This is a genomic window from Amycolatopsis sp. NPDC001319, from assembly GCF_042896185.1.
In the GTDB taxonomy this organism is placed as follows: Bacteria; Actinomycetota; Actinomycetes; order Mycobacteriales; family Pseudonocardiaceae; genus Amycolatopsis.
Genome location: NZ_JBIAWY010000001.1, coordinates 970740 through 994967 on the forward strand (window position 1 = coordinate 970740; position 24228 = coordinate 994967).

General features: G+C 71.1%; 20 protein-coding genes and 1 other RNA gene. 17 read left to right on the forward strand and 4 right to left on the reverse strand.

The genetic code is table 11. The annotated features are described in order from the left end of the window. Positions 1 to 54 precede the first annotated feature (54 nt). Positions 55 to 1983: an ArnT family glycosyltransferase gene (locus ACFY1H_RS04605; RefSeq protein ID WP_386944597.1), complete on the forward strand. Its 1929-nt coding sequence runs from the start codon at positions 55 to 57 to the stop codon at positions 1981 to 1983. Here ACFY1H_RS04605 and ACFY1H_RS04610 read toward each other — a convergent pair. Beyond that, positions 1970 to 2893, reverse strand: coding sequence for a serine/threonine dehydratase (locus ACFY1H_RS04610; RefSeq protein WP_366584057.1), 924 nt, complete (start codon positions 2891 to 2893; stop codon positions 1970 to 1972). The two genes, ACFY1H_RS04605 and ACFY1H_RS04610, sit on opposite strands and share 14 nt — an antisense overlap. A gap of 236 nt (positions 2894 to 3129) precedes the next feature. Between ACFY1H_RS04610 and ACFY1H_RS04615 the strand changes: the two genes are divergently transcribed. The 3 genes from ACFY1H_RS04615 (at position 3130) to ffs (ending at position 6170) form a co-directional block, all read left to right on the forward strand. Continuing rightward, positions 3130 to 5622: a nitrate- and nitrite sensing domain-containing protein gene (locus ACFY1H_RS04615; RefSeq protein WP_386944600.1), complete on the forward strand. Its 2493-nt coding sequence runs from the start codon at positions 3130 to 3132 to the stop codon at positions 5620 to 5622. Further along, positions 5619 to 6047 carry a roadblock/LC7 domain-containing protein gene (locus ACFY1H_RS04620; protein WP_364051435.1) on the forward strand — a complete coding sequence of 143 codons (429 nt, stop codon included), beginning with the start codon at positions 5619 to 5621 and terminating at the stop codon, positions 6045 to 6047. The genes ACFY1H_RS04615 and ACFY1H_RS04620 overlap by 4 nt, the downstream gene beginning before the upstream one ends. A 28-nt stretch (positions 6048 to 6075) precedes the next feature. Then, positions 6076 to 6170, forward strand: an RNA gene (gene ffs, locus ACFY1H_RS04625) — signal recognition particle sRNA small type. 39 nt (positions 6171 to 6209) lie between these two features. On the opposite strand, the gene ACFY1H_RS04630 is transcribed toward ffs, so the two are convergent. Next, positions 6210 to 7076: a spermidine synthase gene (locus ACFY1H_RS04630; RefSeq protein ID WP_386944602.1), complete on the reverse strand. Its 867-nt coding sequence runs from the start codon at positions 7074 to 7076 to the stop codon at positions 6210 to 6212. A gap of 124 nt (positions 7077 to 7200) precedes the next feature. Here ACFY1H_RS04630 and ACFY1H_RS04635 point away from each other — a divergent pair, with 124 nt between their 5' ends. Together ACFY1H_RS04635 and ACFY1H_RS04640 are read left to right on the forward strand one after the other, a co-directional pair. Beyond that, a complete protein-coding gene (locus tag ACFY1H_RS04635; RefSeq protein WP_386944604.1) occupies positions 7201 to 8793 on the forward strand; it encodes an ALF repeat-containing protein in 1593 nt (530 codons plus the stop codon). A 45-nt stretch (positions 8794 to 8838) separates the two neighbouring features. Further along, positions 8839 to 10971, forward strand: a complete 2133-nt coding sequence (locus ACFY1H_RS04640; RefSeq protein ID WP_366584053.1) for a DNA polymerase III subunit gamma and tau — start codon at positions 8839 to 8841, stop codon at positions 10969 to 10971. Between the two features lie 13 nt (positions 10972 to 10984). Here ACFY1H_RS04640 and ACFY1H_RS04645 read toward each other — a convergent pair whose 3' ends face one another. Next, positions 10985 to 11842, reverse strand: a complete 858-nt coding sequence (locus ACFY1H_RS04645; protein WP_366584096.1) for an N-acetylmuramoyl-L-alanine amidase — start codon at positions 11840 to 11842, stop codon at positions 10985 to 10987. Positions 11843 to 11938: 96 nt separating this feature from the next. Here ACFY1H_RS04645 and ACFY1H_RS04650 point away from each other — a divergent pair, with 96 nt between their 5' ends. Then, positions 11939 to 12298: a YbaB/EbfC family nucleoid-associated protein gene (locus tag ACFY1H_RS04650; RefSeq protein WP_366584052.1), complete on the forward strand. Its 360-nt coding sequence runs from the start codon at positions 11939 to 11941 to the stop codon at positions 12296 to 12298. Between the two features lie 3 nt (positions 12299 to 12301). Next, positions 12302 to 12898, forward strand: a complete 597-nt coding sequence (gene recR, locus ACFY1H_RS04655) for a recombination mediator RecR (RefSeq protein ID WP_360601243.1) — start codon at positions 12302 to 12304, stop codon at positions 12896 to 12898. 70 nt (positions 12899 to 12968) lie between these two features. Here recR and ACFY1H_RS04660 read toward each other — a convergent pair whose 3' ends face one another. Continuing rightward, a complete protein-coding gene (locus ACFY1H_RS04660) occupies positions 12969 to 14066 on the reverse strand; it encodes a UDP-N-acetylglucosamine 2-epimerase (protein WP_366584051.1) in 1098 nt (365 codons plus the stop codon). Between the two features lie 83 nt (positions 14067 to 14149). Here ACFY1H_RS04660 and ACFY1H_RS04665 point away from each other — a divergent pair, with 83 nt between their 5' ends. The 9 genes from ACFY1H_RS04665 to ACFY1H_RS04705 all read left to right on the forward strand — a co-directional run bounded on the left by ACFY1H_RS04665 (position 14150) and on the right by ACFY1H_RS04705 (position 24227). Further along, positions 14150 to 15172 carry a glycosyltransferase family 2 protein gene (locus ACFY1H_RS04665; RefSeq protein ID WP_366584050.1) on the forward strand — a complete coding sequence of 341 codons (1023 nt, stop codon included), beginning with the start codon at positions 14150 to 14152 and terminating at the stop codon, positions 15170 to 15172. Further along, positions 15169 to 16476 (forward strand): hypothetical protein, encoded by a 1308-nt coding sequence (locus ACFY1H_RS04670; protein ID WP_366584049.1) that lies wholly within the window; start codon positions 15169 to 15171, stop codon positions 16474 to 16476. The genes ACFY1H_RS04665 and ACFY1H_RS04670 overlap by 4 nt, the downstream gene beginning before the upstream one ends. A 73-nt stretch (positions 16477 to 16549) precedes the next feature. Beyond that, a complete protein-coding gene (locus tag ACFY1H_RS04675) occupies positions 16550 to 18514 on the forward strand; it encodes a DUF6541 family protein (protein ID WP_366584048.1) in 1965 nt (654 codons plus the stop codon). A gap of 60 nt (positions 18515 to 18574) precedes the next feature. Beyond that, positions 18575 to 19279: a glycosyltransferase family 2 protein gene (locus ACFY1H_RS04680; protein ID WP_386944858.1), complete on the forward strand. Its 705-nt coding sequence runs from the start codon at positions 18575 to 18577 to the stop codon at positions 19277 to 19279. A gap of 9 nt (positions 19280 to 19288) precedes the next feature. Next, on the forward strand, positions 19289 to 19726 hold the full coding sequence (locus ACFY1H_RS04685; RefSeq protein WP_366584046.1) for a DUF2304 domain-containing protein: 438 nt from the start codon (positions 19289 to 19291) through the stop codon (positions 19724 to 19726). Then, positions 19723 to 20250: a uridine kinase gene (locus ACFY1H_RS04690; RefSeq protein WP_386944860.1), complete on the forward strand. Its 528-nt coding sequence runs from the start codon at positions 19723 to 19725 to the stop codon at positions 20248 to 20250. The genes ACFY1H_RS04685 and ACFY1H_RS04690 overlap by 4 nt, the downstream gene beginning before the upstream one ends. A 281-nt stretch (positions 20251 to 20531) precedes the next feature. Beyond that, complete coding sequence (locus ACFY1H_RS04695) at positions 20532 to 22202, forward strand: ABC transporter substrate-binding protein (protein ID WP_366584044.1); 1671 nt, start codon at positions 20532 to 20534, stop codon at positions 22200 to 22202. A 91-nt stretch (positions 22203 to 22293) separates the two neighbouring features. Then, positions 22294 to 23295 (forward strand): ABC transporter permease, encoded by a 1002-nt coding sequence (locus ACFY1H_RS04700; protein ID WP_366584043.1) that lies wholly within the window; start codon positions 22294 to 22296, stop codon positions 23293 to 23295. Continuing rightward, complete coding sequence (locus tag ACFY1H_RS04705; protein WP_366584042.1) at positions 23292 to 24227, forward strand: ABC transporter permease; 936 nt, start codon at positions 23292 to 23294, stop codon at positions 24225 to 24227. Before ACFY1H_RS04700 ends, ACFY1H_RS04705 begins: the two co-directional genes overlap by 4 nt. Position 24228: the final 1 nt, after the last annotated feature.

Genomic DNA, 24228 nt, shown 5'->3' on the forward strand with positions numbered 1-24228 from the left:
ACGCGCACAGGAAGCGCACAAGGAGCCCACAAACCGCGTCGTGAGCATGGCCGCATGACGAGTGCCCTCACCGCGCCCGGACCGACCACAGTGGACCCGACACCCGCGGCCCCGCCGACGGAGCGGCCCAGATGGGTACGGCCGGCGGTCGCGGTGCTCCTGATCGCGACGGCTGCGCTGTATGTCACCGATGTCGCGATTTCGGGCTGGGGCAACGACTTCTACGCCATGGCTGTGCAGGCCGGCACCGAGAGCTGGAAGGCGTGGTTCTTCGGCTCGCTCGATCCGGGCAACGTGGTCACGGTCGACAAACCGCCGTTCTCGCTGTGGGTCATGGGGCTCTCCGGCCGGATCTTCGGCTTCTCCAGCTGGAGCATGCTGGTGCCCGACGCGCTGGCGGGCGTCGCGTCCGTCGGCCTGCTCTACCTCGCGGTGCGGCGCCTCTCCGGGCCGGGCGCCGGGTTGCTCGCGGGCTCCGCGCTCGCGTTGACGCCGGTGGAGGCCCTGATGTTCCGCTTCAACAACCCCGACGCGTTCCTCGTGCTGCTCCTGGTCGCCGGTGGCTACTGCGTGGTGCGCGCGCTGGAGCACGCGAGCACGAAGTGGCTGCTGCTCGCGGGCGTCGCGATCGGGTTCGGGTTCCTCGACAAGATGCTGCAGGCCTTCCTGGTGCTGCCGGCGTTCGTGCTCGCCTACGCGGTGGCGGCGCCGACGTCGCTCGGCCGGCGCGTGTGGCAGCTGCTCGCCGCGGCCGGTGCGGTGCTCGTGTCGGCGGGGTGGTGGGTGCTGGCCGTCGCGCTGTGGCCCGCCGCCGACCGCCCGTACATCAGCGGTTCCACGAACAACAGCGTGCTGGAGCTGGCCTTCGGCTACAACGGGCTGGGCCGGATCTTCGGCCAGGGCCACGGCGGGGGCGGTGGCGCCCGGCCCGAGCTGCCCGCCGGCTTCGAGCTGCCGGACCGGGCCGCCGCCGGCGGCGGTGGCGGTGGCGGTTTCCGCGGCTTCGGCGGCGGAACGGGCCTCACGCGGCTGTTCACCGAGCAGTTCGGCGGCGAGGCGTCTTGGCTGCTGCCCGCCGCATTGATCGGGCTCGTCGCCGGGCTGTGGTTCACCCGCCGCGCCCCGCGCACCGACCGCACGCGCGCCGCGCTGCTGCTGTGGGGCGGCTGGATGGTCGTCTCGGTTGTGGTCTTCAGCTACATGAGCGGGATCATCCACCCGTACTACACGGTCGCGCTCGCGCCCGGCATCGCGGCGACGATCGCCATCGCGGCCCGCGAGCTGTGGCGCGGCCGCGCGCACTTCGCCCCGCGCGCGGTGCTCGCCCTGATGCTCGCGGCCACGGCCGTGTGGGCCTTCATCCTGCTCGCCCACACGCCGGAGTGGCAGCCGTGGCTGCGCTACACCGTGCTCGTGCTGGGCGCGCTCGGCACGGCGGCCGTGCTCTTCGGCGCCGGCTCCCTGCGCCGCGCGGCCCCGGTGGTCGCCGTGCTCGGGCTCGTGGCGGCGCTGCTCGGCACGGCGTCCTTCACCGTCGTCACGGCCGCGACCGCGCACACCGGCGGCCAGCCGTCGTCGGGGCCGGCGAACCAGCGTGGCGGGGGATTCCGCGGCGGCTTCGGCGGGACGACCGCGTCCACAGTGGATCTTGATCGACTTCTCCAGGCGACCACCACGAAGTGGGCTGCCGCGCAGACCGGCGCCATGCAGTCGGCCGGCCTCGCGCTCAGCAGCGGCAAGCCCGTGATGGCCATCGGCGGCTTCAGCGGCAGCGACCCGGCGCCGACGCTCGCGCAGTTCCAGCAGTACGTCGGCGCCGGCGAGGTGCACTACTTCGTGGCCGGCCGAGCCGGTGGTCGCGGCGGGTTCGGTGGCTTCGGCGGCAGCCGTGGCACGGCCGGGCAGATCACCACCTGGGTCGAGCAGAACTTCCCCGCGACGACCGTCGACGGCACGACCGTCTACGACCTCACGCGAAAGTAACGCTCGTGTTCGCTCCACAGAGGACGAAACAGGGCCGCGCGGCGGGCACGCGACCGGCGAGCCACGCCGCGAGCGGGACCGCCGCGGCCGGCTCCACGGCCAGGCGGAACTCGGCCCACAACCGGTCGCGCGCGGAGAGCAGCTCGGCGTCGCTGACCAGCACGGACGTGACGTTCGGGGCGTTCAGGATCCGGAAGGGCACTTCGCCCACGCGGGTCGCGCCGAGTGCCGACGCGGCCACGGAGTCGAGCGTGACGTCCACCGGCTGACCGGCTTCGAGCGCGGCGTGCAGCGCCTGGCAGCGCTCCGGCTCGACGGCGAACACGCGCCGCCGGTCGGCCGCCAGCGCCGTGCCCGCGGCGAGCCCGCCCCCGCCGACGGCGACCACCACGGCGTCGACGTCCGGGTCGTCCGCGACGATCTCGGCGGTCACCGTGCCCTGGCCGGCGACCACGTCGGGGTCGTCGTAGGCCGGCAGGTAACGCGTGCCGGGTTCATCGCCGACGGCCAGCGCGGCGGCCGCCGCCTCCGCGTACGTGGCGCCGTGGCGGATCAGCTTCGCGCCGGCGGCCTCGATCCCGGCGGCCTTCGCGGGCGGCACGGACTCGGGCACGTACACGACGGCAGGCAGGCCGAGCGCCTGCGCGGCCGTCGCGACACCGAGGCCGTGGTTGCCGCCCGAAGCCGTGACGACACGGCGTGGAGCGGGGCCGGCGAGCAGTGCGTTGACGGCGCCGCGCAGCTTGAACGAACCACTGCGCTGCAGGTGCTCCAGCTTGAACACCACGGGCCGACCGTCGATTTCGGTCCGTAGCTGCGGCGTCCTCCGAACGTGTGGCCGGATGCGGTTCGCGGCTGCGGCCACGTCGGCGGGCGTCGGTGTACGCGGTGGTGTGCTCATACCGTCCATCTTTGTCGTGGGACACGCGGTCTTGAAGCGTTGTCGGGATCTTGTGCCAGTCGCTAAGCTCTCGCGCGGAAGAGCCAGGGGCCGGCCACCCTTGTCCGTTACGGTACGGGTCTCACTGTGCGTGTCGGGTTCTCTGTATGGGTCCCCCTTCGTGGTGTCATCCGTTCGGTCTTGCTCCTTTGTGTACAGATGTCCGCCCGCGGTGCCGTGAGCGGAGGAACGGGAAGGTGACGCTGATGCGCCACGGCAGGACCCGGCCCCGGTGGGCCGGTGCGCGGGTGCTGTCGAGACTCGGCATCCGCGGCAAGCTCAACCTGTTGCTCCTGCCGCCGCTGGCCGCCGTGCTGCTGGTCTCCGTGCCCTTCGTGGTCAAGCAGACCGGCAGCGTCGCCTCGGCCGACGACACCGTCCGCGCCGCGTGGAACACCCAGGAGCTCAGCGGGCTCGTCTGGCAGGTGCAGCGCGAGGGCGTGCTCGCCGCCGCGTTCGTGGCCGCGCCCTCGACGCCCGACTCCGACCTCGTGCACCAGCAGCAGACCGTCGACGCGACCGTCGGCCAGCTCCGCACCACGCTCGGCGCCGGGGCGCCGGCCGAGCTGAAGACGGCGCTCACGCGCGTCGCCTCCCTCGGTGACGAGCGGCAGAACACCTTGCACCGCAGCATTTCCGCCGAACGCATCGCCCGCACGTACGACACCGTGGTGAGCGCCCTGATCGACGGGCTGCAGCTCGTGCCGCGCACGGCCGCCGACGCCGAGGGCGCTCGTCAGCTCTCCGCGCTCGAAGCGCTCCTGCGCGCCGACGAAGAGGAGTCGCTGCGCGTCACCGCGCTGGTCGTGGCGGCCCAGTCGCAGTCGGCCGGACAGTCCCTCCTGGACGAAGCGACGCAGCGGGCGCAGGTGCACGCCGACCGCTTCACGCAGCTCGCCGGCCACGACCAGGCCGCGATCCTGGCGGACGTCGACTCCGGCGAGGCCGCCCACCGCGTCGACCAGCTCGCCACGCAGCTGCCCGAGCCGGACGCGGCGCCCGAGCCCTACGTCCACGACGTCGTGGCGGCCGGTCAGCAGCAGGCCGCCGAACGCCGCACCGCGCAGGACCGCGTGACGGCCGAGATCAACGCCGCGGCCGGCGACCGCGCGGCCGCCGCGACGCGGCTGGCCTGGCTGGTCGGCGGCGGCGCGGCCGTCCTCTTCGGACTCGTCGCGTTCCTCGCCATCGCCGTGAGCCGCTCGATCGCCGAGCCGCTGCGCCGCCTCACGTCGGCCGCCACCTCCGTCGCCGACCTGGCCGACGCCGAGCTCGTCCGCGTCGGCGACACCGAGACCGACGACGACCAGACACCCCGCCTGGCGACCATCGACGTCGCCTCCGACGACGAGCTGGGCGAGCTCGCCACCGCGTTCAACCGGGTCCAGACCACCGCCGCTGCCCTGGTCGAGCGGCAGACGCTGACGCGGCGCAACACGAGCCTGATGTTCGCGAACGTCGCGAAGCGCACGCAGAACCTCGTTGGCCGCCAGCTCGCGCTCGTCGACGAGCTCGAACGCCACGAGCAGGATTCGCGCGCGCTCGCGGGGCTGTTCCGGCTCGACCACCTGTCCGCGCGCCTGCGCCGCACCGCCGACAACCTCCTCGTCATCTCCGGCACCCACGACGAGAACCCGATCGCCGGCCCGATCCAGCTGTCCACCGCCGTGCGCGCGGCGCTGGCCGAGATCGAGGACTTCCCCCGCGTGCGGCTGGGGGAGCTGCCCGACGTGCAGCTGACGTCCTCGCTCGGCGCCGACCTCGTCCGGCTTTTCGCGGAGCTGCTGGAGAACGCGACGTCGTTCTCCGCACCGACCACGAGCGTCGAGGTCGAGACGGAGTTCCTGGAGTCCGGCGACCTCGTCGTCGCGATCGTCGACCACGGCATCGGCATGGCCGAGGAAACACTGGCGCAGGAGAACCGCCGCCTGCTGGAACGCGAACGCCTCGAGCTCGCGCCGACGAGCGTGCTCGGCCTGTTCGTGGCCGGCCGGCTCGCGCGGCGGCATTCGCTGGGAGTCGAACTCACCTCCACTCCGGACACGGGCGGGGTCACCGCGCGCGTCACTGTGCCGGCCGCGCAGTTCGACCGCATGGACGCGCCGGTCGAGGACAAGCCGGTGGAATCGGCGCCGGCGGCCGAAGCCGCGGGCCTGTTCGACGCGGGCCGCGCGCCCGAACCCCTGCCGGCGCCCGCGATCGCGGTCCTGGAAACGGCGTCGCTCGGCTTCACGTGGTTCCGCGACCCGGAACCCGAGCCCGAGCCGGAACCCGGGCCCGAGTGGCCCGACGCCGAACCCGACGAGCCGCCCGCGTCCGGCTTCATCCTCGACGGCGACGACCTCGCCACCTCGCTGTCCGCCGACCCGCCGGTGCCGGCTCAGCAGACGGTGGAGACCGCCGTCGCCCGCGCGAAGGAGCTGGCGGCGAAGCTGGAACGCACGAAGTCCGCCGTGCACGCCCTCACCACGCAGCGGTTCGCGCCGCTGGACCAGGAGCTGACCCGCCGCGTCCCCGGCGCTCAGCTGGCCCCGGGCCTCAAGGCGCAGCAGACCATCCGCACCCCGCTGCGCGCCGTCCGCCGCGGTTTGCGTGATCCGGCCGCGGAACGGGCAGTCTTCGATTCGTACTCCGACGGCGTGGCCAAGGCAGACGCGTCGCGAGCCACCGCCACCGCCAACGCAGGAGGAGAGACATGACGATCCCGGAAGTCAGCGCCGAAGCCCAGAACTTCAACTGGCTGGTCAACCGCTTCGCGCTCCACACCGCCGGCGCGATCGCCGCCCTCGCGGTGTCGTCCGACGGCCTGCTCATCGCCATGTCCCAGGAGCTCGAACGCGCCAACGCCGACCGTCTCGCCGCCATCTCGTCCGCGATGCTGGGCCTCGCCCAGGGCGTCGCCGACAGCCACCCGCTGGGCTCGCCGGACAAGGTGATCGTCGAGCTCGAGCGCGGTTACCTGCTGGTCTGCACCATCAGCGTCGGTTGCTCGCTCGGCGTGCTGGCCAACAAACAGGCCAGCCTGGGCACCATCGCGTACGAGATGGCGATGTTCGCCAACCGTGCCACCGAGGTCCTGACGCCGGCGCTCATCGAGGAGCTCAAACAAGCGGTCGGCAGCTAGGCGCCGGGTCGCCTCCGCTACACTGGACAACGGACCCCGCGCGGCGTCCACCCTGTGAACCTCCCCAGGGCCGGAAGGCAGCAAGGATAAGCAGGCTCTGACGGGTGCGCGGGGTCCCCTTTGTTTTCGGGGCTGTTTTCGGGGGCCGGTTTCCGGGCCGGTTCAGAACAGCCCGAGCACGTCCTCCGGCGGCACCGGCGACGCGACCGGCTCGGCGTCCCGCACCGGCAGCGCCTTCCCGCGAAGCTTCCCCAGCTCGTCGCCGGACACGCAGCGCGCCGGGTACGCCGACGAAGCCGCCCTGCGCGTCAGGACGTCCACCGGCAGCTCGGCGCGCGAAGCCGCCACCACGACGTTGCCGAACCGCCGCCCGCGCAGCACCCCGGGCTCGGCCAGCAGCACGACGTGCGGGAACACCTCGCCGACCGTCGCCAGGAATCGGCGCACGAACGCCAGCCCGGGCCCGTCGGTGATGTTCGCCAGCATCACGCCGCCGCCGCGCAGCACGCGCGCCACATCGGTCACGAACTCCACCGTCGCCAGGCCGCCCGCGAACGACGCCCGCTCGAACGCGTCCACCACCACGAGGTCCGCCGACGCGTCGTAGCGGGACGCCACGCCCTCGCGCCCGCCCTCGATCCGCACCTTCAACCGCGGCACGCTGCGCAGGTCGAGCTGCTCGCGCACCAGCTCGATCAACGGCCCGTCGGCGTCGAACACCAGCTGGCGCGACCCCGCCCGCGTCGCCGCCACGTACCGGGCAAGGGTGCACCCGGCGCCGCCCACGTGCAGCGCGTCGAGCGGCCCTTCGGGCAGGCAGTCGACGACATCGCCGAGCCGCCGCACGTAGTCGAACTCCAGGTTCGTCGGATCGTCGAGGTCGACGTACGACTGCGCCACCCCGTCGACCGAGATGAGCCACGCGCCTGCCCGATCGGCGTCGGCGAGCAGCTCGGCCGTGCCGAACCGCACCGGGTACTTCCCCGGCCGCGGCCCACCCTTGTCACGGCTGCGGGCAGAACGGCTCACGGGGTTCCTCTCTTCGGACGAGTCTGTCCGAGCGTACTTGTGACGGTTTCGGGTGAACCTGAAACGCCTTCGCGTCCCCGGCGATAAGGGCTCGGAAGATCCTTTACCGATGTGGGGGAAACCGTTGAACGGGACAAGACTGCTCGTCGCCGGCGCTGTGCTGGCGCTCGGGCTGGGGATCGCCACGCCGGCGAGCGCCGACGTGTTGAGCGACCGCGCGCAGGCCGTGGCGCTGTACGAGACCGGCGGCCCGACGATGACGAGCGAGGCCCGCAAGGCCCTGCTCGGCACCGCCGACGAGTTGCGTGAGTTCCTCGCCACCGGCCGGCAGAACGCGCAGGACAACGACGAGCGCCTGCTCGTCGACCAGGCGATGGCCGCGGGTGGGCCGATCGTGAAGCGGGACGCGCAGAAGGCGCTCGACGGCACGCCCGACGACATCCGGGCGTTCCTGGCCACCGGGCTGCAGGTTTCGCGTGAGATCGACGAGGACCTGCTGGTCAACCAGGCCATGTCCGCGGGCGGCCCCGGCGTGAAGCGGGCGGCGCAGATCGCGCTCGACGGCACCCCGGCCGACCGGCACGAGTTCCTGCAGACCGGCCTCGCCCAGGCCCAGGCCGACGACGACCGTGTGCGCGCCACGCAGGTCATGTCCGCCGGCGGGCCCGAGGTCCACGCGGCCGGCCAGCAGGCCCTGAACGGCACGATCGAGGACGTTCGCTACTTCCTGTCCCTGTGGAGCGGGGTCGCCGCGGCGGGCGACACCGAGATCGCGGCCGTGACGCACCAGCGCGACCTCGCGCGCAAGGCCGCGGACTTCCACTTCAAGGCCCAGGCGCAGGCGGCGGCCGACTCGGCGGCGAAGCTCGCGAGCGACGCCCGCAAGGCGAACGCCGACCGGCTGGCCAATCAGCTCGCCGCGGGGCAGGCGGCCGGGCAGAAGGCGGCGGCTGACGCCGCGAAGGCCGAGGCCGACGCCCAAGCGAAGGCCGACGAAGCGGCGAAGCTCGCGGCGGAGAAGGACCGGCAGCTCGCCGAGGCCGTCGCGCCGGGCACCGACCCGGCGCTCGCGCTGACCGACGGCCGCTCGGCCGCGCTGTACCTGCTGCGCAACGCCAGCACCGCCGTCCGCACCGCGGCCCGCGCGGCGCTGAGCGGCACGGACGAGAACCTCACCGCGTTCGTCCGCACCGGCCTCGACACCGCGCAGGAGGCCGACGACCGCGCGGCCGTCACGGCGATCGCCAACGGCGACGGGAAGCCCGCGCTGAAGCAGGCCGCGGCCGACGCGCTGGCCGGCACCTGGGCTCAGGTCAAGGAGTTCCTGCGCACCAAGAACTACCCGGGCAAGGACGTGGACGAACGCGTGGCCGTGGACCAGATCATGGCCGCCGGTGGTCCCGCGACGAAGGTACGGGCACAGGAAGCGCTCGACGGCACGCCGGCGGACATCACCGCGTTCCTCGAGAAGGGGCAGTACCAGGCGAAGGAGATCGACGCCCGCATCTTCGTCGGCCGGGCCATGTCCGCCCCCGGGGCCGACGAGGTCAACGCGGTCGCGCAGGGTGCGCTCGACGGCCCGGACTCGGCGCTCGAGGCGTTCTTCGCCAACGAGGTGCCGCGCGCCCAGCAGCGTGACGCCACGACCGCCGCACACGTCGCCGCGGTGAACGCGCTGGTCGCGGACGCGGCGAAGGCGGCCGCCTCGGTGCGCTGACCTGGCCAGGCGAAGGTTGTCGGTCGGTGCCGGTACTCTCGCGGAGTGGCTCTCGCGCTGTACCGCAAGTACCGTCCGGCGACCTTCGCCGAGGTCGTCGGCCAGGAGCATGTGACCGAACCGCTGCGGACCGCTCTCGCGGCGGGCCGCATCAACCACGCGTACCTCTTCTCCGGGCCGCGCGGCTGCGGCAAGACGTCGAGCGCGCGCATCATGGCGCGCTCGCTCAACTGCGTCGAAGGACCGACGCCGGACCCGTGCGGCAAGTGCAACTCGTGCCGCGCGCTGGCACCCGAGGGGCCCGGCAGCGTCGACGTCACGGAGCTCGACGCGGCCAGCCACGGTGGTGTCGACGACGCCCGCGAGCTGCGCGACAAGGCCTTCTACGCGCCCGCCGAGTCGCGCTACCGCGTGTTCATCATCGACGAGGCGCACATGGTCACCACGCAGGGCTTCAACGCCCTGCTGAAGATCGTGGAAGAGCCGCCCGAGCACCTGATCTTCATCTTCGCGACGACCGAGCCGGACAAGGTGCTCACCACCATCCGCTCGCGCACGCACCACTACCCGTTCCGCCTGATCCCGCCGAGTTCGATGCGCGCGCTGCTGGAGCGCAACGTCGCGGCCGAGGGCGCGCAGGTCGAGCCCGCCGTGTACCCGCTGGTGATCCGCGCGGGCGGCGGCTCGGCGCGTGACACGCAGTCGGTGCTCGACCAGCTGCTGGCCGGTGCGGGGCCCGAGGGCGTCACGTACTCGCGCGCGGTGTCGCTGCTGGGCGTCACCGACGTCGCGCTGATCGACGACATGGTCGACGCGCTGTCGGCCGAAGACGCGGCCACGGTGTTCAGCACGGTCGAGAAGCTCGCCGACGCCGGCCACGACCCGCGCCGCTTCGCGACCGACCTGCTCGACCGCCTGCGTGACCTCGTGCTGATGCGCTCGGTGCCCGAGGCCGGCGAGCGCGGTCTGGTGTCCGCGCCCGCCGAGGAGCTGGGCCGGATGAGCGCGCAGTCCGAACGCATCGGTCTCGGCACGCTGTCGCGCTACGCCGACATCGTCCACAATGGACTTCTCGAGATGCGCGGCGCGACTTCGCCGCGGCTCGTGCTCGAACTGCTGTGCGCGCGGATGCTGCTGCCTTCGGTCACGGAGTCAGAAAAGGCTTTGCTGGCAAGGATCGAGCGGCTCGAACGCCGTGCCGTCGTCGCCGGTGGTGGCGGTGAGGCGGGGGTCGAGCCGCAGCTGCGGTCGGCTCCCGCGCCGGAGCGAGAGTTCCAGCGCCCTTCGCAGCGCCCGGCTTCCGCGGCGCCTGCTGCTCCGGCCGCCGAGCCGCCGGTGCGGGCTCAAGCGCCCGCGGCGGCACCGTCGCGGCCTGCGGCTCAGCCGCCGGCTCCGGCGCGTCCGGCGGAAGAGCCCGTCGCATCCGCGGCCCCGGCCCCGTCCGACGACGGCTGGGGCACCCCGCGCCCGCCGGGCGGCACCGCGGCGCCCGCGCCCGCCGCCGCCCCCGAACCGGCTCCCGAACCGTCGGCCCCCGCCGCCGCGTCCGAAGGCGGCCTCGACGCCGCCGCGATCCGCAACGTCTGGCCGCAGCTGCTGGCCGCGCTGCGCAAGCTGGCCGGCGGCCGCAGCCTCGAAGCGATGCTCACGCAGGCGACTGTCGCCGACGTCGACGGCACGAGCGTCACCCTCACGCACAAGTCCGAGCCCCTCGCCCGGCGCCTGTCCGACCAGGACAACGCGCGCAAGATCGCCGGCGCGTTGTCCGACGTGCTGGGTGGCGAGTGGCAGGTTCGCTGCGTCCACGGCGCCGCCGCGGCCGCCGCTCCGTCCCGCGCCGCCGCGCCCCAGCGTCAGCAGGCCGCGCCCGCGCCGGAGCGCTCGTTCACGCGCCCATCAGCCGCTCCGTCCGCCCCCGCCGCCGCGGCCCCCGCGCCGCAGCAGCAACAGGCCGCACCCGAGCCCCCGCGCGCCCCGGAACCGCCGGCGCGCCCGAAGGTCACCACCGCCGAGCCGGACATCCCGCTCCCGCCCGAACCCTCGGACGAGGACGACGACATCTACTCGGAGGACTCGAGCCCCGTCCCGCCGCCGCCCCCGCCGGCTCCGGACGAGGACCCGGACGAGATCGCCCGCAAGCTCATCTCCGACCACCTGGGCGCGCGTCCGCTCGACTAGCCTCACCCGCGCGTCACGCGAGATAGGCCTCGATCGCTTCGGCGATGGTGGCCGCGTACTTCACGCGCCCCGCGGCCGACGACATCAGCGCCGCCTCCGCGGCGTTGCGCATGTTGCCGCACTCCACCAGCACTGTCGGGCGGGTCGAGAGGTTCAGCCCGCCGAGGTCGGAGCGCGCGGACAGGCCCGCGCTGCCGATGTAAGTGGACGTGGTGAACCCGTCGGCGCGCAGCCCGTCGCGCAGGGCGCGGGCCAGCCGCGTCGACGGGGCGCCCTGGGCCGCGTTCAGCGGCGGCGACGAGTACGCGACGTGGAACCCGTGCGCGCCGGCGGAGGTGGAGCCGTCGGCGTGGATGGAGACGACCGCGTCGGCCTCGGCTTCGTTGCCGATTTCCGCCCGGCGGTCGACGCACGGGCCCACGCCGGTGTCGTTCGTGCGGGTGTAGACGACCTTGATCCCCTTGGCCGCCAACGCGTTCCCGACTTCCTGCGCCACCGCGAAGTTGAACGCGTGCTCGGAGTACCCCGCGTTGGTGGCCGTGCCGGTCGTGTTGCACGGCTTCATCTCGCCGCGTCCGGCCGGGACGCTGCGGTTGATGTCCTTCGGGTGCGACGCGTTGCCGCCGTTGTGCCCGGGGTCGAGCACCACGACCTTGCCCGTCACCGCGGGCCCGGCGGGCTTGGCCGAGGACGTCGACGGCACCGGTGGGGGCGAAGTCGCCGAGGAGGAAGCCGCCGAAGACGTCGTGGTCACGGGCGCCGACGTACTCGGCGCCGGAGCCGCGGCCGGCGTCCCGCCGCCACCGGAACACGCCGTGAGCAGCACCAGGCCGGCCAGCAGCGGGAGAGGGTTCACGCGCACGGCGACCACCGTGCCACAGGCGTGCGCGTGGCGCTTGGGCAGGCAGCGCGGCGACGCGGCTACGCTGGGGAGGAACACCCAGTGGCGGAAGGATCGAGAGCGATCATGGTGCAACCCGGCGGCGGCTTCGACCTGTCGCAGATCATGCAGCAGGCGCAGCAGATGCAGCAGAAGCTGGTCGAGGCGCAGGAGGAGCTCGCGAACACCGAGGTCACGGGCACTGCGGGCGGCGGCCTGGTCACCGCGACGGTGTCCGGCGACAGCCAGCTCAAGAACCTCGTGATCGACCCCAAGGTGGTCGACCCGGACGACGTCGAGACCCTGGCCGACCTCGTGGTCGCCGCGGTGCGCGACGCGTCGGCGAACGCGCAGAAGCTCACCGAGCAGAAGCTCGGCCCCCTGGCCGGCGGCCTCGGCGGTGGCGGTGGGATGCCGGACCTCGGCGCCCTCGGGTTCGGCGGCTGACCCTTGTACGAGGGTGTGGTCCAGGACCTGATCGACGAGCTCGGGCGGCTGCCCGGGGTCGGGCCGAAGAGCGCCCAGCGCATCGCTTTCCACCTCCTGGCAACGGATCCCGCCGACATCGGGCGGTTGCAGGACGTGCTCGGCAAGGTCAAGGAAGGCGTGCAGTTCTGCGAGATCTGCGGCAACGTCTCCGAGCAGCAGACCTGCCGCATCTGCCGGGACGAGCGCCGCGACCTCACGGTGATCTGCGTGGTCGAGGAGCCGAAAGACGTCCTGGCCGTGGAGCGCACGCGCGAGTTCAAGGGCCGCTACCACGTCCTGGGCGGGGCGCTCGACCCGTTGTCGGGCATCGGGCCGGAGCAGCTGCGCATGCGTGAGCTGCTCAAGCGCATCGGTGAGGCGGACGTCAAGGAGATCATCATCGCGACGGACCCGAACACCGAGGGCGAGGCCACGGCCACCTACCTGGTCCGCATGCTGCGCGACTTCCCCGGCCTGTCCGTCACGCGGCTGGCCTCGGGCCTGCCCATGGGCGGCGACCTGGAGTTCGCCGACGAGCTGACCCTCGGCCGCGCGCTGTCCGGCCGGCGAGCGCTGTAGCCGACAAACGCTGTAGCGACAAAAACGGCCCCTTCACCGCGGTGAGGGGGCCGTTTCGCGTTGCCGTGGTTCAGCAGTAGCCGAGCTGCGCCAGCGTGTCGACGATGATGTCGGACGGGTGGTACTTGTCCATCCAGGACTCACCGCGGCGGTTCTGGTACGTGTCCAGGAAGTTCTGCAGCTTGTCGCCGCGCATCTCCGTCAGCACCACGGTTTCGCCCAGGTGCTGCGGGGTTTCCGTGCGCTCGCGGTGCACCGCGCAGGGCAGGCCGAGGTAGTAGCACTCGGCCGAGAGGCCGCCGGAGTCGGTGACGACGTACTCGGCCTTCGCGACCAGCGGCAGAAACTTCAGGTACCGCATCTTGGGCTGCGCGATGAACTTGTCGTCGAACAGGTTGTCCAGGCCCAGCGACCGGATCTTCTCCCGCTCCGGCGCGCCCGCCATGTACAGGATCGGCATCTTGCGGCTCTGCTCGCGCAGGATCTCCAGCGCCTCGCGGTACTTGTCCGCGCGCGAGACGAGCTCGAAGCGGTGCAGCGTGGCGAGGCCGAACTTCTCCGGCAGGTTCGGCACGTCCAGCGGTTGGTTGATCGCCAGGCGCATCGCGTCGATCGCGGTGTTCGCCTCGGTGTCGACGACGACGCCGCGCGCGTGGCGCAGGTTGTTGACCTCACGCGAAGTGGGCGCGAAGTGAATGTCGACGATCTTCGCGGCGATCTTGCGGTTCAGCTCCTCGGGCAGCGGCGACAGGATGCTGCCCGACCGCGCGCCCGCCTCGACGTGCCCGACGCGCGACTTCAGGATGCGCTTGCCGATCAGCGACCCGTACGGCGTGGTGAACGTGTCGCCGTGCACCAGCACCAGCGGCGGCCGCCCGTCCTCGACGAGCGCGGCGCGCAACTCGGCCCGCCGGCCCCACGCGGTGCGCAGCACCTGCGCCGCCCAGCCCGGCACCTGCGCCGGCGACTCCAGGTTGTGGGCCTTGTCCCGCGGCATGAGCCAGACGTCGGGCTCCGGCAGCTTCAGGTCGGACAGCGCGTCCGCGACCTCGTCCACGTGCTGCGCGGTGAACCAGATCTTCGGCCGCACCCCGCGCTCCGCGATCCCGTGGTAGACCGGCGCGATCTTGATCAGTTCCGCGGTGGTGCCGAGAATAAAGGAAATCACCGGAAGGCCCGTTTCTGGTCGGTATGCGGTGTCCGAAGGATACTGGGCACGTCCGGCCCCGGGGCACAGGGTAGCCTCGCCCCGTGAGTGCGAACCCGCTCCTCCCCTCGCTCAGCGTCGTGATTCCGGTCTACAACGAGCAGGACTGGATCGAACGCAGCGTCGGCGCACTGGTCGCGGCCGCGGAGGCCGCGGGCTGGCCGGCGGAGATCGTCGTGGTCGACGACGGCAGCACCGACGGAACGCCCGAGAAGCTGGCCGCACTCCAGCGGCGCCACGGCATCACCGTGCTGGCCCAGCCCAACAGCGGGCGCTTCGAGGCCCGTCGCGCGGGGCTCGCCAAGGCCTCCGGGCAGCAGGTCGTGCTGGTCGACAGCCGGGTGATCGTCGACGAGACCGCACTCGTGTTCCTGCGCGACCAGCTCGTGGCGCATCCCGAGCGCACGGTGTGGAACGGCCACATCAACGTCGACTCCGAGCGCAATCCCTACGCCGGCTTCCTCGCCGGCATGGTGAAGATTCCGTGGCGGCGCTACTGCGCGAATCCGCGACTGATGTCGTTCGGGATCGACGAATTCGACGTGTTCCCCAAGGGCACGGGATTCTTTTCCGCGCCGCGCGAAGTTCTGGAGAACGCGAGCGCCGCATTCGAATCGTTGTTCGACGATTCCCGCTTCGCGAGCGACGACACCGGCGTGCTGCGCTGGATCGCCGAGCGCCACCGCATCTTCCTCGCGCCGGACTTCTCCGCGACCTACCACGGGCGCGACTCCTTCAAGAAGTTCACGGCGCAGTCGTACTTCCGCGGCACCACGTTCGTGGACTCCTACCTCGCCTCGCCCGGCCCCGCGCGCAACGGCCTCTTCGCCGCTTTCGCCGTCGGCCTCGTCGGTGTCGGGTTGGCCGCGCGCCGCCCGAAGACGGCCGTGGCGCTCGCCGCCGCCGGTTCGGTCGCCGCGGGCGCCGCCGTGACGCGCTTCGGCGCCACGAAGTCCGAAGCACGCGCAGTCGCCCTGCTCGCACCGGTGTTCGGCGCCGGGTTCGGTGCCGGCGCCGTGCGCGGTCTGGTCATGGCACTGCGCTCCCGCCGCCGGTCCGCCCGATGAGCACACCGAGCACACCGGTGACCGACGAGGGACAGCGCGAGCTGGCCAAGGAAACCGGCAAGTCGGCGGGCAAGATCGGCGTCTCCCTGCTGGTCGCCATCGCCCTGGGCTACGTCTTCTCCTTCCTCACCCCGCGCCTGCTGGGTCCGGTCGACAACGCGGTGTTCGCCTCGTTCTGGGGCATCCTCATGGGACTCGGCAGCGCGCTTTCACCGCTGGAGCAGGAACTTTCCCGTCAGTCCGCGGTTGCGTCGATGGACGGCGGACGGGTCGGCAAGCCGGCGCTGCGCGCGCTCGCCGTCGGCGCCGCGGCGATCGCGGTGGTGGCCGCGGTGACGATCGCCGTTCCGGTGCTCAACCAGCGGCTGTACTCCGGGCACCTCGAGCTCGGGGTGATCGCGCTGTGCGGCGGCATCGCCTTCGCCTGCCAGTTCGCCATGCGCGGCCTGCTGGTCGGGCACAACCGCATCCGGCCCTATTCCTGGCTGGTCGTCGCCGAAGCGGCCGTGCGCGCGGTGCTGCTGGGTCTCGTCGTCGTCGCCGGGCTCACCGGTGTGGTGTCGTTCGCGATCGCGGCGGCGGTCGGGTCGTTCGCCTGGCTGCTGTTCGTGCGTTCGGCGCGCGGGATGATCGACACCAGTGTCGAAGGCGACGGCTGGCGGCCGATCACCTCTCGCATCCTCTTGCTGCTGCTCAGCGCGGGTCTCACGGCCAGCGTGATCACGGGTTACCCGGCGCTGGTCAACGTGCTCGCGCCCGGCGGCGACGCCACCCGGGTGGGCGTGCTGTTCGCAACGCTGCAGGTTTCGCGGGTCCCGCTGCTGCTGCTCTCGCCGTTGCAGGCGCTCGCGGTGCCGACGGTCGTGCGGCTCTCCGGCTCTGCCGACGGCATGCACCGCCTGCGGCGGCTGCTGGTGCTGGGCACGCTCGGCACGCTCGTGCTCGGCGTCGTCGGCGCCCTGGTCGGCCTGGTGATCGGGCCCTGGGTGGTGCAGCTGCTCTTCGGCTCGAACTACGCGCTGGCCCAGGGCTGGTGGGTCGCCGGCATGGTGTGGGGTGCCGTGCTGCTCACCGCGATGCAGTTGATGACCGCGGTCCTCGTCGCCAGGACGCAGGCGAACAAGGTGCTCGTCACCTGGGCCGTGGTCGCCGTTTCGACGGCGTTGGTGCTGTTGTTGCTGCCGGGTGACACGATCCTGCGGGCTGTGGTCGGGCTGGCCGTCGGGCCGACCGTGGGTCTCGTGGTCGCGGCGGCGTTCGTTTTGCGACGGCCGGGCAACGTGCAGGGCACCCCGGGCGTCTGAGTACTGTGCAGGCGAGCTCAGGCCGGCGACGAAGTCGGTGTGAAGAGCCGGTAAGGGTTGGACAGCGAATCCGATGAACGTAGTACTGATCTTGCTCGCCTTCTGGGTGCCTGGGCTGGTGTTCGGCACCGCCATCGGGCTGCGCGGGTGGACGCTCGCCGCGGCGGGGCCGCTGCTGACGTTCGGCATCGTCGCGCTCGGTGTGCCGGTGCTGGGTGACCTCGGCATCCGCTGGAACCTGCTCGACGTGGCACTGTGGACGGTGGTGCTGGCCCTCGTCGGCTTCGCGATCGGCTTCGGCGTCCGCCGCTTCACCGCGCGCCGCCACCCGGAGCGCGAGCCCGAGGAGAAGCCGGCGCGCTCGGTGCGCGACCACGTGCTGATCGGCCTGGGCGTGTTCGTCGGCATGGCCGTGGGCACGGTCACGTTCTTCCGCGGGACCAACGGCATCGACCGCGTGCAGCAGGGCTGGGACGCGCCGTTCCACGCGAACCTGGTGCGCTGGATCGCCGAGCACGGCGATGCGCGGCCGTCCACTGTGGGCACCATCGCCAACCTGCCCAACCAGACCGACTACTTCTACCCCGACACCTACCACGCGCTGCTCGCCCTCGTGTTCGACAAGGCCGGGCTCACGATGATGCCCACGCTGAACCTCGCGGTGCTCGCCGTGATCCTCAGCGTGCCGCTCGGCGTCGCCGCGATGTGCCGGGCCTGGAACATGCCGCCGCTGGGCATCGCGGCCGCCGCGGCCGTGACGACGTGGTTCACCGCTTTCCCGTACGACTCGCTGTGGCGTGGTCCGTTGTGGCCGTACGTGGCGGGCGTCGCGATGATCCCCGCGATGCTGGCCATCGCCAAGCTGCTGCTCAAGCCGATGGGCATCGCCGGTCCCGTGGCGATCGGTGTCGGTGTGGCCGGGCTCACGGGCCTGCACACGAGCATCGTGTTCGTGATCGCCGTCTACTTCATCCTCATCCTGCTCGCGGTGCTGTTCCGCTGGGAGAAGATCGACTGGCGCCGCTCCGGCCCGTCGCTCATCGCGACCGTGGTGCTCGCCGCCGTGCTGGGCGTGCCGCTCGTGCTGCCGTCGCTCTACAACGTCGGCGGCGTGACCAGCGCCACGTGGTCTTCGGAAGCCACGGTCAGCGGCGGCCTGGGCGAGACCATCACGTTCTCCCCGATGGCCGACTTCCCGCAGTGGTGGATCGGCATCCCGGCCCTCATCGGCATCTTCCTGATGGTGCGCCACCGCCGCATGATGTGGATGGTCGGCGCGTACATCGTGTTCGGTGGCCTGTTCGCGGCCACCGTCTCGCTCGAGACGCCGCTGATCCACACGATCACCGGCATCTTCTACAACGACCACTGGCGTATCGCGGCCCTCGTGCCGCTGGCGGGCAGCGTCGCTTTCGGCGAGTTCACCCACACGGTTTCGGGCTGGTTCGCGCGCAAGGTCGGCTCGCGCGTGAAGCTGCAGCCCGCCACGCTCGGCCTGATCGGGGCGGTCCTGATCGCCATCGTCGTGGGCGGGCTGAGCCGCGGTGGCTACATCGGACGCAACACCGCGCGCCTCGAGATCAACTACGGCGACGGCCCCACCGTCTCGAAGGCCGAGGAAGCCGCCTACCAGTGGCTGGGCCAGCACACCGCGCCCGGCGAGCGCGTGATGAACGACAAGGCCGACGGTTCCGTGTGGATGTACGCCCTGGCCGGGGTCACCCCGGTGGAGTGGACCTTCTACGGCGCCGACCCGGACACCGAGGCCGGCTACCTGTCCGTGTGGCTGGACGACATCGAGCAGTACCCGCAGGTGCGCAAGGACCTCACCGACCTGCACGTGCGCTACGTCATCGTGGGCAAGGGCAAGGCGACGCCCACGGCCGAGCAGTCCGTCGGAGTCGCGGACATCGTCGCTGGTCCGGACTTTCACGAGGTCTTCCACAACGACGGGGCCACGATCTACCAGATCGAAGGCCAGCAGGGCGTCGTCGCGGCGGGTGCCTCTCCCGGGTCCGCCGCTCCTCACGGTCAGTGAGAAGTTAGAGTGATCTCCGTGTCCACCACCTCCGTGAGCACCCGACGCGTTCTGATCGTGATGCCCGCCCTCAACGAGCAGGCCAGCGTCGGCTCCGTCATCAGCCAGGTCAAGACCTCCCTGCCGGGGATGGACATCCTCGTCGTCGACGACGGTTCGGTGGACGCAACGGCGCAGCTCGCGCGGGCCGCGGGTGCCGAAGTCGCCCGGCTCGCCGTGAACCTCGGCGTCGGCGGCGCGATGCGCACCGGCTTCCGGTACGCCGCCGCTCGCGGCTACGACGTCGTGGTGCAGGTGGACGCCGACGGTCAGCACGACCCCGAAGAGGTCGGTGCGCTCCTCGCGGCCCTCGACGAAGGTGCCGACATCGCGATCGGCTCGCGCTTCGCCGGCAAGGGCGCCTACCGCGCCGTCGGCCCGCGCAAGTACGCGATGGTGGCTCTCTCACTCGTCTTCTCGCGCCTGGCGAGGCGGAAGATCACCGACGTCACGTCGGGCTTCAAAGCCATGGGACCGCGGGCGATCCGCATGTTCGCGAACTACTACCCGGCCGAGTACCTCGGCGACACCGTGGAATCGCTCGTGATGGCGATCCGGGGCAAGCTCACGATCGCCGAGGTGCCGGTCGTGATGCGCGAGCGTGTCGCCGGCACGCCCAGCCACTCGCCGGTGAAATCGGCTGTGTACCTCTCCCGCGCCGGGCTCGCGCTGCTGCTGGCGCTGGTCCGCCGCCGTCCGTCCGTCGACTCGTCCGACGCAGCGTAAGGGGAATTCATGGCCGGCTGGCGCGTACTGAGCATCGTCGTCGCGTGCCTGGTGCTGTTCGTCGTCCTCGAGATGATGCGGCGCAGGAAGCTTCGGGAGAAGTACGCGGGCGTGTGGCTCGTGGTCGCCGTGGGTGTCGTGGTGCTCGCGGTGATCCCGCAGGCCGCGGAGTTCCTGGCGAAGATCACCGGGGTCCAGACCCCGTCGAACTTCGTGTTCCTCCTGGCCGGCGTCGTCCTCGCGCTCGTCGCGCTGCATCTGTCCACCGAGGTCGGGCACCTGGAGGAAGAGGTCCGGACCTCTGTCGAGGAGACGGCGCTGCTGCGCTGCGAGCTCGAGGACGCCAAGCGGGAGCTGCAGGCCCGCATCGAGGCGCTGGAGGCCAAGACGGCCACGCCCGACGACGTGAAGGGCCTGCCCGAAGTGAGTCCCGCACGCGTTCGCTGATCTCCGCACTGCTCGCCGCCCCGCCTCGGCTGGGCGGCGTTCGTGTGCTCGCGGTCGATGGGCCCAGCGGGGCCGGTAAGTCGACGCTCGCCGGGGCCGTGGTGGCCGAGCTGGGAGCACGGGCCGCATTGGTCAGTACCGATGCGTTCGCGACCTGGGACAACCCCGTGGCGTGGTGGCCGCAGCTCGAGCGTGGCGTGCTGGAACCGCTTTCAGCCGGGCGCGCCGGCGAGTACCGGCGGGTGGACTGGACCTCCGGGGAACCACGACCGGGTGAGCTCGTGACCGTTGAGGTGCCTGGGGTTCTGGTGCTGGAGGGCGTGTCGAGCGGCCGCCGTTCGATGCGGTCGCGGTTGTCGCACCTGTGCTGGATCCAGGGCGGCACGCAGGCCGAACGGCTGGAGCGAGCCGTGGCCCGGGACGGTGAGGCTTCGCGCGCGGATCTGCGTCGCTGGCAGTTGTTCGAACAAGGTTGGTTCGCCGTCGACGGCACACCCGAATCGGCACAAACCAGACTGCCTTGATCGTCACCCCGCGTCCGAAACGACCCGAAAACCTGCTTCGGTACTAGGCCATTAGAGTGGCCCTAGTGCCACTCTCCGTACCAATGCGACAAAATTCGTCACGTTGCGTACACAATTCTCGACACATTGCGGTGACTTTGGCCCTTACGTAGCGCGATCGTAACCTCACGTGCTTAAGTGCAAGCCGAGTTCCCGCTAGTGTCGGCGAGCACACCGACCGTCCGAGAGTTCCTGACCGACCGGACGGTTCTTGACACCGAACATCTCCCAAGGGGTGCCAGATGCAGCAATTGCGCCTGACCCGAACACGTCGAGCGGCCCTGATCGGGCTTGCCGGGGTGCTCGCGGTCTCGCTCACCGCGTGCGCCGAGTCGAAGCGCGACGAGGCCGGAGGCGGTGGCACCGGAGGCACGATGGTCTTCGGCGACACCGGCAACCCGAAGATGTTCGACCCGGTGTTCAACGACGACGGCGAGACCTTCCGGATCACGCGGCAGATGCTCGACACGCTGATCCAGAACAAGCAGGGCACCGCGGAGCTGGAGCCCTCGCTCGCCACGAAGTGGGAGTCGAGCAACGACGGCAAGACCTGGACCTTCACCCTCAAGCAGGGCGTGAAGTTCAGTGACGGCACGGACTTCAACGCCGACGCGGTCTGCTACAACTTCAACCGCTGGTACAACATGAAGGGCGCCGCCGCCCAGAGCCAGATGATCTACTACGGCGACGTCTTCGAGGGCTTCGCCCACAACGAGGGCGACGCCGCCGGCGACCCCGTCTTCAAGAGCTGCGAGGCGAAGGACCCGTCGACCGCGGTCATCAACCTGAACAAGGCCAAGGGTGCGTTCCCCGCCGCCTTCACGCTGCCGTCGTTCGCGATGCAGAGCCCGACCGCGATGAAGCAGCACGACGCGGACAAGGTCACGCAGTCCGGTGACTCCTTCACCTACAGCGACTACGCGTACAAGTTCGTGACCGGCACCGGCCCGTTCAAGTTCGACAGCTGGGACCAGGGCAAGGGCGAGATCACGCTGGTGCGCAACGACTCCAGCTACGCGCCGGCGAAGCTCGACAAGCTCGTCTTCAAGGTCATCCCCGACGAGAACGCCCGCAAGCAGGCCCTGAAGGCCGGCGACATCCAGGGTTACGACTTCCCGGCGCCGGCCGACTACGGGCTGCTGCGCAACGAGGGTGAGCAGGTCCTCATCCGCCCGTCGTTCAACGTCCTGTACCTGGGCATCAACCAGTCGGGCAACCCGAAGCTCAAGGACGTGCGCGTCCGCCAGGCCCTGGCCTACGGCATCAACCGCGAGCAGTTCGTGAAGTCGAAGCTGGCCGAGGGTTCCGAGGTCGCCACCGAGTTCGTGCCGAAGGCCATCTCGGGTTACACCGACGACGTCACCAAGTACCCGTACGACCCGGCGAAGGCCAAGCAGCTGCTCGCCGAGGCCGGCGCCAGCAACCTGACGCTGAAGTTCTACTACCCGACCGAGGTCACCCGGCCCTACATGCCGAACCCGGCCGACACGTTCACCTCGATCTCCGAGGACCTGAAGAACATCGGCATCACGATCCAGCCGGTGGCCGAGCCGTGGAACGGCGGTTACAAGGACGACGTGCAGAAGTTCGGCAAGCAGGACCTGCACCTGCTCGGCTGGACCGGTGACTACAACGACGCCGGCAACTTCGTCGGCACGTTCTTCGGCCGCGAGAAGAAGGAGTTCGGGTTCAACAACCCCGAGCTGTTCAACGCGCTCGCCGCGGCGGACGCCTCGCCGGCCGGCGACGCGCACGCCCAGGCCTACCAGGGCGTGAACAAGCAGATCATGGACTACCTGCCCGCGATCCCGATCGCCTACCCGACGCCGGCGATCGTGGTCGGACCGAAGATCAAGGGTGTGGTGGCGAGCCCGCTCACCGACGAACGCTTCAACAACGTCACGATCGGCTGACGTGCTCCGCTGAGCAGCCGGGCTGGGGGGCAGGCGCTACCGCGCCTGCCCCCTTTGCCCACGTTCCCGGGCTGTACACAAAGGACTACAAGTGCTCCGTTTCCTAGTGCGTCGGGTGCTACAAGCGATTCCGACGCTCCTCATCCTGTCCATCCTGGTCTTCGCCTGGTTGCGCTCCCTGCCCGGCGGCCCCGCGGCCGCGCTCCTGGGTGACAAGGCGACGCCGGAGAAGATCGCCAGCCTCAACCACGTGCTCGGTCTGGACCAGCCGATCATCCTGCAGTACTTCAAGTTCCTCGGCCGCGCCGTCACCGGCGACTTCGGCAACTCGCTCGTTTCGGCCCAGCCGGTGATGGGCGAGATCGGCACGTTCCTCCCCGCCACCATCGAACTCGGGCTTTCCGCGATGCTCATCGCGATCGTCCTCGGGGTGCCCTTCGGCTACCTGGCCGCGCGCTACCGCGGCGGTATCCCGGACAACATCATCATCGTGCTGACGCTGGTCGGCGTCGCGGTGCCGGTGTTCTTCCTCGGCTACACGATGCAGGACCTGCTGGCCGCTCCGCTCGGCCTGCCGTCGCAGGGCCGCCAGGCCCCGGGCATCGACGCCACGAGCATCACCAACTTCGCCATCCTCGACGGCATCATGACGAGCGAGTGGGACGCCGTCTGGGACGCGATCAAGCACCTGATCCTGCCGGCGTTCGCGCTGGCGACCATCCCGCTCGCGGTGATCACCCGCATCACGCGCGCGTCGGTGCTCGACGTGTTCAACGAAGACTTCCTCCGCACGGCCAACTCCAAGGGCCTGACGCAGTCGGTGATCCGGCGCCGGCACGTGCTGCGCAACGCGTTGCTGCCGGTGGTCACCACCATCGGCCTGCAAACCGGCGCGCTGCTCGGCGGCGCGGTGCTGACCGAGCGGGTCTTCAACTTCCGCGGCCTCGGCTTCCTGCTGGCCGAAGGCATCGAACGGCGTGACTACCCCCGCCTGCAGGCGCTGCTGCTGTTCGGGGCTCTGGTGTACGTGCTGGTGAACATGCTGGTCGACATCTCGTACGGGATCATCGACCCGAGGGTGCGTGTGCGATGAACACTCTGCTTGCCAAGAAGAAAGAACCGATCGACAAGCTCGCCGCCGCGTCGGCGGGCGGGCGCAGCCTCGGGGCCGAAGCGTTCCGGCGCATGCTCCGCAGCCCGGTCGCCATCACGGGTGGCGTGATCACGCTGCTGTTCCTGCTGCTGGCCATCTTCGCGCCGCTGATCGCGCCGAAGGACCCGCAGATCCGCTACCTGCAGGACCAGGTCGAGCTAGGCAAGGGCATCATCCCCGGCCCGAGCCCGGGCTTCCCGCTCGGCGTCGACGACTTCGGGCGCGACTTCCTGTCGCGGCTCATCGTCGGTGCCCAGCAGACGCTGCTGGTCGGCGTGCTCGCGACCGTGATCGGGGTGCTGATCGGGGTCATCATCGGCGGCCTCGCCGGTGCGTTCGGCGGCTGGGTCGACACCGTCCTCATGCGACTGGTCGACGTGCTGCTGTCGTTCCCCTCGCTGCTGCTGGCGATCTCGATCGCGGCGCTGTTCGCGAAGCCGAGCCAGTGGACGGTGATCCTGGCCGTGTCGATCATCGGCGTGCCGATCTTCGCGCGGCTGCTGCGCGGTTCCATGCTGGCGCAACGGGAAGCCGACCACGTGCTGGCCGCGACGTCGCTCGGCGTCAAACGCGGCACGATCGTCTTCCGCCACATGCTGCCCAACTCGCTGGGCCCCGTGATCGTGCAGGCGACGCTCACGCTGGCCACCGCGATCCTGGAGGCCGCGGCGCTGTCGTTCCTCGGCCTGGGCGACCCGGACCCGACGCGTGCGGAGTGGGGGCTGATGCTGGGCAACGCCTCGCGCCAGTTCCTCGACATCCGCCCGGAGCTCGCGTACTACCCGGCCATCGCGATCATCGTGGTGGCGCTCGGGTTCACGCTGCTCGGCGAGTCCCTGCGTGAAGCCCTCGACCCGAAGAACCGGCGGTAAC

What these genes read in the sequence shown, in the direction of transcription:
- ACFY1H_RS04680 (WP_386944858.1), top strand. Translation starts at nt 18,575, where the DNA reads ATGCCCGCCCTCAACGAGCAGGCCAGCGTCGGCTCCGTCATCAGCCAG.
- ACFY1H_RS04705 (WP_366584042.1), top strand. Translation starts at nt 23,292, where the DNA reads ATGAACACTCTGCTTGCCAAGAAGAAAGAACCGATCGACAAGCTCGCC.
- ACFY1H_RS04685 (WP_366584046.1), top strand. Translation starts at nt 19,289, where the DNA reads ATGGCCGGCTGGCGCGTACTGAGCATCGTCGTCGCGTGCCTGGTGCTG.
- ACFY1H_RS04695 (WP_366584044.1), top strand. Translation starts at nt 20,532, where the DNA reads ATGCAGCAATTGCGCCTGACCCGAACACGTCGAGCGGCCCTGATCGGG.
- ACFY1H_RS04610 (WP_366584057.1), bottom strand. Translation starts at nt 2,893, where the DNA reads ATGGACGGTATGAGCACACCACCGCGTACACCGACGCCCGCCGACGTG.
- ACFY1H_RS04675 (WP_366584048.1), top strand. Translation starts at nt 16,550, where the DNA reads ATGAACGTAGTACTGATCTTGCTCGCCTTCTGGGTGCCTGGGCTGGTG.
- ACFY1H_RS04650 (WP_366584052.1), top strand. Translation starts at nt 11,939, where the DNA reads ATGGTGCAACCCGGCGGCGGCTTCGACCTGTCGCAGATCATGCAGCAG.
- ACFY1H_RS04605 (WP_386944597.1), top strand. Translation starts at nt 55, where the DNA reads ATGACGAGTGCCCTCACCGCGCCCGGACCGACCACAGTGGACCCGACA.
- ACFY1H_RS04620 (WP_364051435.1), top strand. Translation starts at nt 5,619, where the DNA reads ATGACGATCCCGGAAGTCAGCGCCGAAGCCCAGAACTTCAACTGGCTG.
- ACFY1H_RS04670 (WP_366584049.1), top strand. Translation starts at nt 15,169, where the DNA reads ATGAGCACACCGAGCACACCGGTGACCGACGAGGGACAGCGCGAGCTG.
- ACFY1H_RS04615 (WP_386944600.1), top strand. Translation starts at nt 3,130, where the DNA reads ATGCGCCACGGCAGGACCCGGCCCCGGTGGGCCGGTGCGCGGGTGCTG.